Origin of the sequence: Gemmiger formicilis, assembly GCF_018784445.1 — a bacterium.
In the GTDB taxonomy this organism is placed as follows: domain Bacteria; phylum Bacillota; class Clostridia; order Oscillospirales; family Ruminococcaceae; genus Gemmiger.
Genome location: NZ_WQOH01000019.1, coordinates 44,786 through 51,547 on the forward strand (window position 1 = coordinate 44,786; position 6,762 = coordinate 51,547).

4 protein-coding genes are annotated in these 6,762 nt (G+C 56.3%); 1 reads left to right on the forward strand and 3 read right to left on the reverse strand.

The window, feature by feature from the left end; genetic code table 11:
* Positions 1 to 19: 19 nt before the first annotated feature.
* Together GPK89_RS08025 and gnpA are read right to left on the reverse strand one after the other, a co-directional pair.
* Positions 20 to 1,375 (reverse strand): ABC transporter substrate-binding protein, encoded by a 1,356-nt coding sequence (locus GPK89_RS08025; RefSeq protein ID WP_215692357.1) that lies wholly within the window; start codon positions 1,373 to 1,375, stop codon positions 20 to 22.
* Positions 1,376 to 1,456: 81 nt separating this feature from the next.
* On the reverse strand, positions 1,457 to 3,622 hold the full coding sequence (gnpA, locus tag GPK89_RS08030; RefSeq protein WP_215692358.1) for a 1,3-beta-galactosyl-N-acetylhexosamine phosphorylase: 2,166 nt from the start codon (positions 3,620 to 3,622) through the stop codon (positions 1,457 to 1,459).
* A gap of 422 nt (positions 3,623 to 4,044) precedes the next feature.
* Here gnpA and GPK89_RS08035 point away from each other — a divergent pair, with 422 nt between their 5' ends.
* Positions 4,045 to 4,890 carry a helix-turn-helix domain-containing protein gene (locus GPK89_RS08035; RefSeq protein WP_215692359.1) on the forward strand — a complete coding sequence of 282 codons (846 nt, stop codon included), beginning with the start codon at positions 4,045 to 4,047 and terminating at the stop codon, positions 4,888 to 4,890.
* Between the two features lie 909 nt (positions 4,891 to 5,799).
* Here the strand turns inward: GPK89_RS08035 and GPK89_RS08040 are convergent.
* Positions 5,800 to 6,762 (reverse strand): FAD-dependent oxidoreductase (locus GPK89_RS08040; RefSeq protein WP_215692360.1); only part of this gene is annotated, 963 nt, incomplete at its 5' end.

Below are 6,762 nucleotides of genomic sequence, written 5' to 3' on the forward strand. Positions count from 1 at the left end.
AGTGTGTGTCATGTTTTGCTTAGCCAGCGATGTTGAACTCCACGGTATCCTGGGCGTTCTGCATCTCGCTGTCAATGTCGGCGTTGTTCTGGACGACGTTGGTGACGGCATCGGTCAGGGCGCTGCGCACATCAGAGTAGTAAGCGCCGCAGTCGAATGCGGGGACCTTGCCTGCAAACTCAACGATGTCCTTGTAAACGGTCTGGCCGCCGTAGAACTCGGAGGGCTGGTTGTAGACGTCGCTCTCGGCAGCGGGCAGGTAGCTGGAGATCGCACCGGCGTTGGGCAGCAGATCGTCATACAGCTCGACGCTGGAACCGAAGGTGCTCTTCAGGAAGTCGAAGGCCAGCTCGGTGTTCTTGCAGTTGGAGGAAACGGCCCAGCTTGCGCCGCCGCAGTTTGCGTAGTTGGTGGCACCGTCGATGCCGTCCAGCTTGGGCATATTCACGATAGCCCACTTGCCGGACTGATCCGCGGCAGCCTGCACGCTGGACATGATCCAGCAGCCGTTGATGACGCCGGCAGCCTTGCCGTCATTCATGGAAGCAATGTACTGGTCCCAGTCGGTGTACTCGGCCAGAATGCCCTTGTCGACCATGTCCTTGTAGACGGTCAGGGACTCTTTCAGCGCGGCATTGTCGGCGATCTTGACCTCGCCGTCCACCACGGGGGAGGCACCGGCAGACTGCATCATCTCGATGATCAGCTCGGAACCGCCGGAGGAGGTCAGCATCGGCACGCCGTTGGCGTCCACGACCTTCTGCGCCTTCTCCTCGAACTCGCTCCAGGTCAGATCCTTGAAGTCGTCGACGGTCAGACCGGCATTCTCGATCATATCGGAACGAACCGCCATGACGGAAGCGCCGTTGTCGAAGGGCAGACCGTAGTGGTGGCCATCGACGGTAGAATCAGCCAGCTTGCCGCCGGAGAACTTGTCCCAATCCAAGCCGGAGTCGGTCAGGTCGGTGTAGATACCGGGGAAGTTGGCGACCATCTTGTGGTAGGAGTAGTCCTGCATCAGGAAAAGATCAGGCAGGGTGCTGTAATCCTCGCTGGTGGCAGCGGTGATGAGCTTGGTCTCGATGTCGCTGTAGACGTTTTCTTCAATGTTCAGCTTGAAGTTGGGGTGGTCCTTCTGGTAGATGGCCTCCGCCTGCTTCAGGGCGTAGATGTTGAAGTTGGGGTCCCATGCCCATACGGTCAGGGTCTCGTCACCGTCAGCGGTGGTGTCGGCGGCAGTGGATTCTGCGGTGGATTCGGCAGGGGTGCTCTCGGCGGTAGAGGTGGTTTCGCTGCTGGCGGCACCGCCGCAGCCGACCAGCAGGGATGCTGCCATAGCTGCCGCCATAAGGGCTGCTGCATTCTTCTTTTTCATGGGGGTTTCCTCCTTAAAAATGTTTCTCCATTCTTTGGCTGTATAACGTATGTCCCACGGCGGGGCATAAATTATCGGGTGTTATTCGGCATCGTCTACCCAGCGCATCTCGCGCGGGGCCAGCGTCAGGCTGTCGATCAGATGCCCCTTGATGTACAGGTCTGTCTTTTCCTCGGCATCTGCGTTGTTGATGACCGCGATGCGCTTCGTTTCGGGGAATACCGTGACCTCGGTATCGACGTTGGTCACGTAGTAGTGCTTCATCTCCTCCGGCATACCGGCGGCGTAGTAGATGGCGCGCAGCAAAATGCGGCAGTTCTGCGGGGAGTAGGGCAGCCCGGCAAAGTAGACGCTGTGGCCCTTGCCGTACTCGTTCACAACAAGCTGGCTATACTCGCCGTCCTGCGCCAGGATCTGGTAGTGCTTGCCCTGCGCGTAGATGCGGCTCGTGCCCTCGCCGAAATCAACGGCGGTGTCAATATCCTCCAGGATAAAGTGGTGCGGGTCGCAGGTGTTGTATTTGTCGGTGCTTAACGAGAAGCCCATCTCGCGGTCCACGCCCATCACGTCGGACAGCTGGAAGTAACGCCCCTGATGCTGGCAGGCGGTGGGCTCGCCCACGCCGATGAAGCCGCCGCCCTCGTCCACAAATTTGCGGATGGCGGTCACGACCTTTTCGTCGATCCAGTTCTCGGCACCGCTGAAGGCTGTGTACGCATCACCGACGTTGATGATGACGCCGATGTCCTTGGAGATGCCGCTGCGAATGTCATCGAAGTCGATGAACTCCACGTCAAACGGCATGCCGCTCAGGCATTCGAGAACACCCTCGGCGGAGTAGGTCTCGCGGTGGTAAATGGAGTGATGCACCTGATTGCTCATCCACTTGCGCAGACCGCCCCAGCAGTTGAGGATGGCCACCTTGAACGGGGCAACGTAGGACTTTGTGCCCTGCATATTTTCGTGGATCTGGCGGAACTCGCCGACCACATTCTGGATTTCGTCGATAAAGCCGGGCCAGTTGCTGGCAAGCTTGAGGTAGCCGCCGTAGCCGATGCGGTCCAGCGGGCTGCGCAAAATCGCGCGGCGTGCCTTCATCCAGTTGGTGCGGGCCTCGCCGATCGGGTCGCCGCCCTCGGTGAACACATCGGGGAAGAAGTAGGGCAGCAGACGACCTTCGGTGTACCTGACGCCCTTGATGTCGGAGATCATCCGCAGCGTAACGCCGCTGCCGACCGAGCCGACCACGGCGTCCAGCCCGATCGAGGCAAAATACTTGCCGTAGGGCTCTGTGCCGATCCAGTGGTCGCCAAGGAACATCATCGCTTCCTTGCCGTAGGAGTGGACGATGTCGACCATCTCTTTGGCAAGAGCGCAGACCTCCTGCTGCTGGAACTCGATGAAGTCGCGGAACTCCTTACTCGGAACGCGGAACATCGTGTTGTGGTAGCCCTGATCCACAATGAACTCGGGGCGGAACTTGTACCCTGCCCACTTTTCAAATTTTTCCAGAATGTAGGGGCTGACGCTGGCGCTGTAGCCAAACCATTCGACGAATTTCTCGCGCTTCTGGTCGTCAAAGGTCAGCGTGAACTGGTGAAAGAAGGTCGTGAACCGCACCACATCAATGTGGGGGTTGGCCTCGCACCAGCGGCGCAGCTTTTCTTTTACATAGGCCTGCGTCTTGGGCTGGCGCACATCGTAGGTCAGCTGGTGCGGCGTGTCCTTCCAGTCGTTGGTCAGGAAGTTGTACATGTGTACGGGGTCCCAGATCAGGAACGCCAGAAAGCTGACGGTGTACTCGTGATAGGGGACGGTTTCAATCTCAACCTCGCCCGACGGTTCATCGAAGAACCATTTGTCGGTGGGTACGACCTCGCCCGTCGTGCGGTCAACGACCTCCCACCAGCGCTTGGGGTCATCCAGCGTGTTGACTTTCAACTGCTGGGTGTGGAAGCCGTCCATCAGATGAATGCGCAGCGTCGTGCCGCGCGCCGTGTGGCGGTCACTGATAAGATACTCCTGCTGGACCTCGTCGGGGTTTGCCTCCGCCCAGGCGTTGTCCTTGCGGGTCGTATAATAGGTAGCGTACTTTTTGGCGGGGTCCGTCAGCAGCTCCTTCGGCATTTCGGTGCCGTCGCAGTCGCGCAGGGCATCCGCGCCCAACAGATTCTTCAGCCGCAGGGTCTCCGCAACCACATCTGCGTCTGTGGGAAGTGTCAATCTTCCGGTCTGCTCCATCTTCATAATCCCTTCTCTGTCCGTTTTGTCTGCCACGGCAGGCATCGTTTCATTGACATCATCATACTTGTTTCTGCCCTCTTTGAACAGTAGGTATATTGTTGCGCATTTGTACTATCTTGCTTTCTTTTCGAATGTCGGCGGCAACATCAGAAAATAAAGAAAAAGCTGCACAAAAAGTAAGACTTTTCTTTGTGCAGCTTGCCAGTTTTGGGCCTGTTTGCAGCGAAATGTGCCGATATTCTGTTTTGCATCGTGATTTTTTATGGAAAGCTCTTGCCATGCACCCCAAATGCGTATATAATAAGGACGGAACCGGAAACGGCCCATGACTTTTTATTTTTTCGTTCTTGCTTGATTATGTAACGATATTGCTCCAAATACTTTGGATTTTTGTAAATATTTTGTCATTCGGAGGCGCACCGCCTATGAACACACGGTATGAATTCAATATGGACGTTCCCCCGCGTGAGGCCATCCGCCTGCTGTACGTGAGCAAGAGCCGCTTTGGTGGGGACTGGAACTCGGTGCCGCATACCCACTCCTGCACCGAAGTGTTCTACTGCGTGGATGGACGCGGTCAGTTCAACGTCGAAGGCAAAATGCTGGACGTTGCCCCGGACGACATGGTCATTGTGAACCCCCGCACCCTGCACACCGAGTTGAGCTACCGGGCAAACCCGCTGGAATATATTGTGCTGGGCATCGAAGGCATTGAAATTTTGTTTGAGCAGAAGGATCGCGGCTACACGATGCTGAAATGCAGCTCCGTACGGGAGGAGCTGCTGAGCCTGATGAAGATGCTGCTGCGGGAGATCGATGCCCGAGAGGACGGCTGCGAAATGGTCTGCCAGGACCTGACCGAGGTGCTGCTAGTCAAAATCGTGCGCATGGCATCGGTTTCGCTGCGCCTCACTGCGCCGCCCTCCGAGAGCAAGGAATGTGCCGCCGCAAAGCGCTATATCGATGAAAATTATAGTGAAAGCATTACCCTGGACAAGCTTGCGGAGATTGCCCACGTTAACAAATATTATCTGTCCCACTCGTTCAAGAACGAGTATAATGTCTCCCCTATCGACTACCTGATGAAGCGCCGCATCACCGAGGCAAAAGCCTTACTGACCAGCACCGATTTCAGCCTGACCCAAATTGCCGAGCAGATTGGCTTCGGCTCACTGCCCTATTTTTCCAAATGCTTCCGCAAGGTCGAAGGCACCAGCCCCAACGAGTACCGCAAAAGTGCCAAACAGAAACCCGCACAAGGCAGCCAGTGAATTTGTCTGACCGCTCCTATTTTTACCTGCCAACTCCGCAAAATTTATCCACAAAAAGCGCCCGGACGGTTGAAAAATTCAGCCGTCCGGGCGCAGTCGTTTTGCCGTTTTGGGGTCAAAGTCACCAGCTTGTTACCACTTTTGCCATGATGTAGAAAAAAGCTCGTTGAAACTTGTCGTTTCAACGAGCTTTTTTGGCTGAGGAGACAGGACTTGAACCTGCGACCTCCGGGTTATGAGAAATCTAAAACTTGTGCGTTACAGTGCTGTTTTGTTGGGTTTGGTGGTGTTTTGTACCAAGGCTCGAAATAGATTTTGTTCCATGTGTACAAAGGAGTGCTGCATCGTGCTGACCCGTTCCAACCCCTTTTGGGGGCAGTTTTGGGGGCAAATCTGCAAGACAGATTCTCATACGCACCAATCAAATAAACGCGCAGCTTTGGTTCCATTGAGAAATGTGGATACCAATATCACTGGGTTCACGCAAGTGAAAAGCCCAGCAAACTAATATATAAGTTTTACTCCCTAGCAAGAAGTTGTATGCAAACCCAACCCGCAACATTCCCGCACACCGCCCCCGTCGCCGCGAGAAACGCCCCGGTTTTGGGGAGTTCGCAGCCTATCGGCGCCGGTGTACCGTCCCGTCAAATACCGCCCCAAATTCCCCGTTTCCCGGGGATTTTTTATTTTACCACAAAGGCATTTACCTGAACGGGATTTCCCTGTACAGGTAAATCCTGCACAAATAAATAACTAACTAAATAAATTACTAAGATACTATCGTATCCTATCCGTAAAACTACAAAAAACGGATTTTTTCCACTGGAATCTTGCCGTAACGCGTACAACTTAACACCGGAGAGTACAACTTACGATTGCACTGTGATTTTTGTCTCTGGTATAATTAAATCAACACGGCTTCCCCGCTTGAATCGCCGCGTCAATCGCGCGGGCAGCCTCTTTGCCGGCACCCATGGCCAGAATGACCGTGGCAGCACCGGTAACGGCATCGCCGCCGACGTAGACCATCGGGCGGCTGGTCAGGCCGTCGGGGCCGTTGGTGATCAGGCAGCCGTGCTTGTCGGCGTCCAGACCCGGCGTGGTGGAGCGGATCAGCGGGTTGGGGCTGGTGCCCAGCGCCATGATCATCGTATCAACGTCCAGAACGAACTCGCTGCCCTCCTTGACGATGGGGCGGCGGCGGCCGGAGGCGTCCGGCTCACCCAGCTCCATCTCCACGCAGGTCATACCCTTGACCCAGCCGTTCTCGTTGCCCAGCACCTCGGTGGGGTTCGTCAGCGTCTTAAAGACGATGCCTTCCTCCTCGGCGTGCTCGACCTCCTCCTTACGGGCAGGCAGCTCGGCCATGCCGCGGCGGTAGACGATGTACACATTCTCGGCACCCAGACGCTTGGCGCAGCGGGCGGCGTCCATGGCAACGTTGCCGCCGCCAACAACGGCGACAGACTTGCTCTTCATGATGGGCGTGCGGGAATTCTCCTTGTACGCCTTCATCAAATTGACGCGGGTCAGGTACTCGTTGGCAGAGTAAACGCCGTTCAGGCTTTCGCCGGGGATGCCCATAAAGCGGGGCAGACCGGCGCCGGAGGCAACATAGACGTCCTCGAAGCCGTAGTCATTCATCAGCTCGTCGATGGTCAGGACTTTACCGATGACCATATTGGTTTCAATGTCAACGCCCAGCTCCTTCAGGCCCTCGACCTCGTGCTGGACGATGTTCTTGGGCAGACGGAACTCGGGGATGCCGTACATCAACACGCCGCCCGCAACATGCAGGGCTTCGTAGACGGTGACCTTGTAGCCCAGCTTGGCCAGATCGCCCGCGACGGTCAGGCCGGACGGGCCCGCGCC

Bases quoted from the DNA above. Each gene is read 5' to 3' on its own strand.
- GPK89_RS08025 (WP_215692357.1), bottom strand. From the start codon at position 1,375: ATGAAAAAGAAGAATGCAGCAGCCCTTATGGCGGCAGCTATGGCAGCA.
- gnpA (WP_215692358.1), bottom strand. From the start codon at position 3,622: ATGAAGATGGAGCAGACCGGAAGATTGACACTTCCCACAGACGCAGAT.
- GPK89_RS08035 (WP_215692359.1), top strand. From the start codon at position 4,045: ATGAACACACGGTATGAATTCAATATGGACGTTCCCCCGCGTGAGGCC.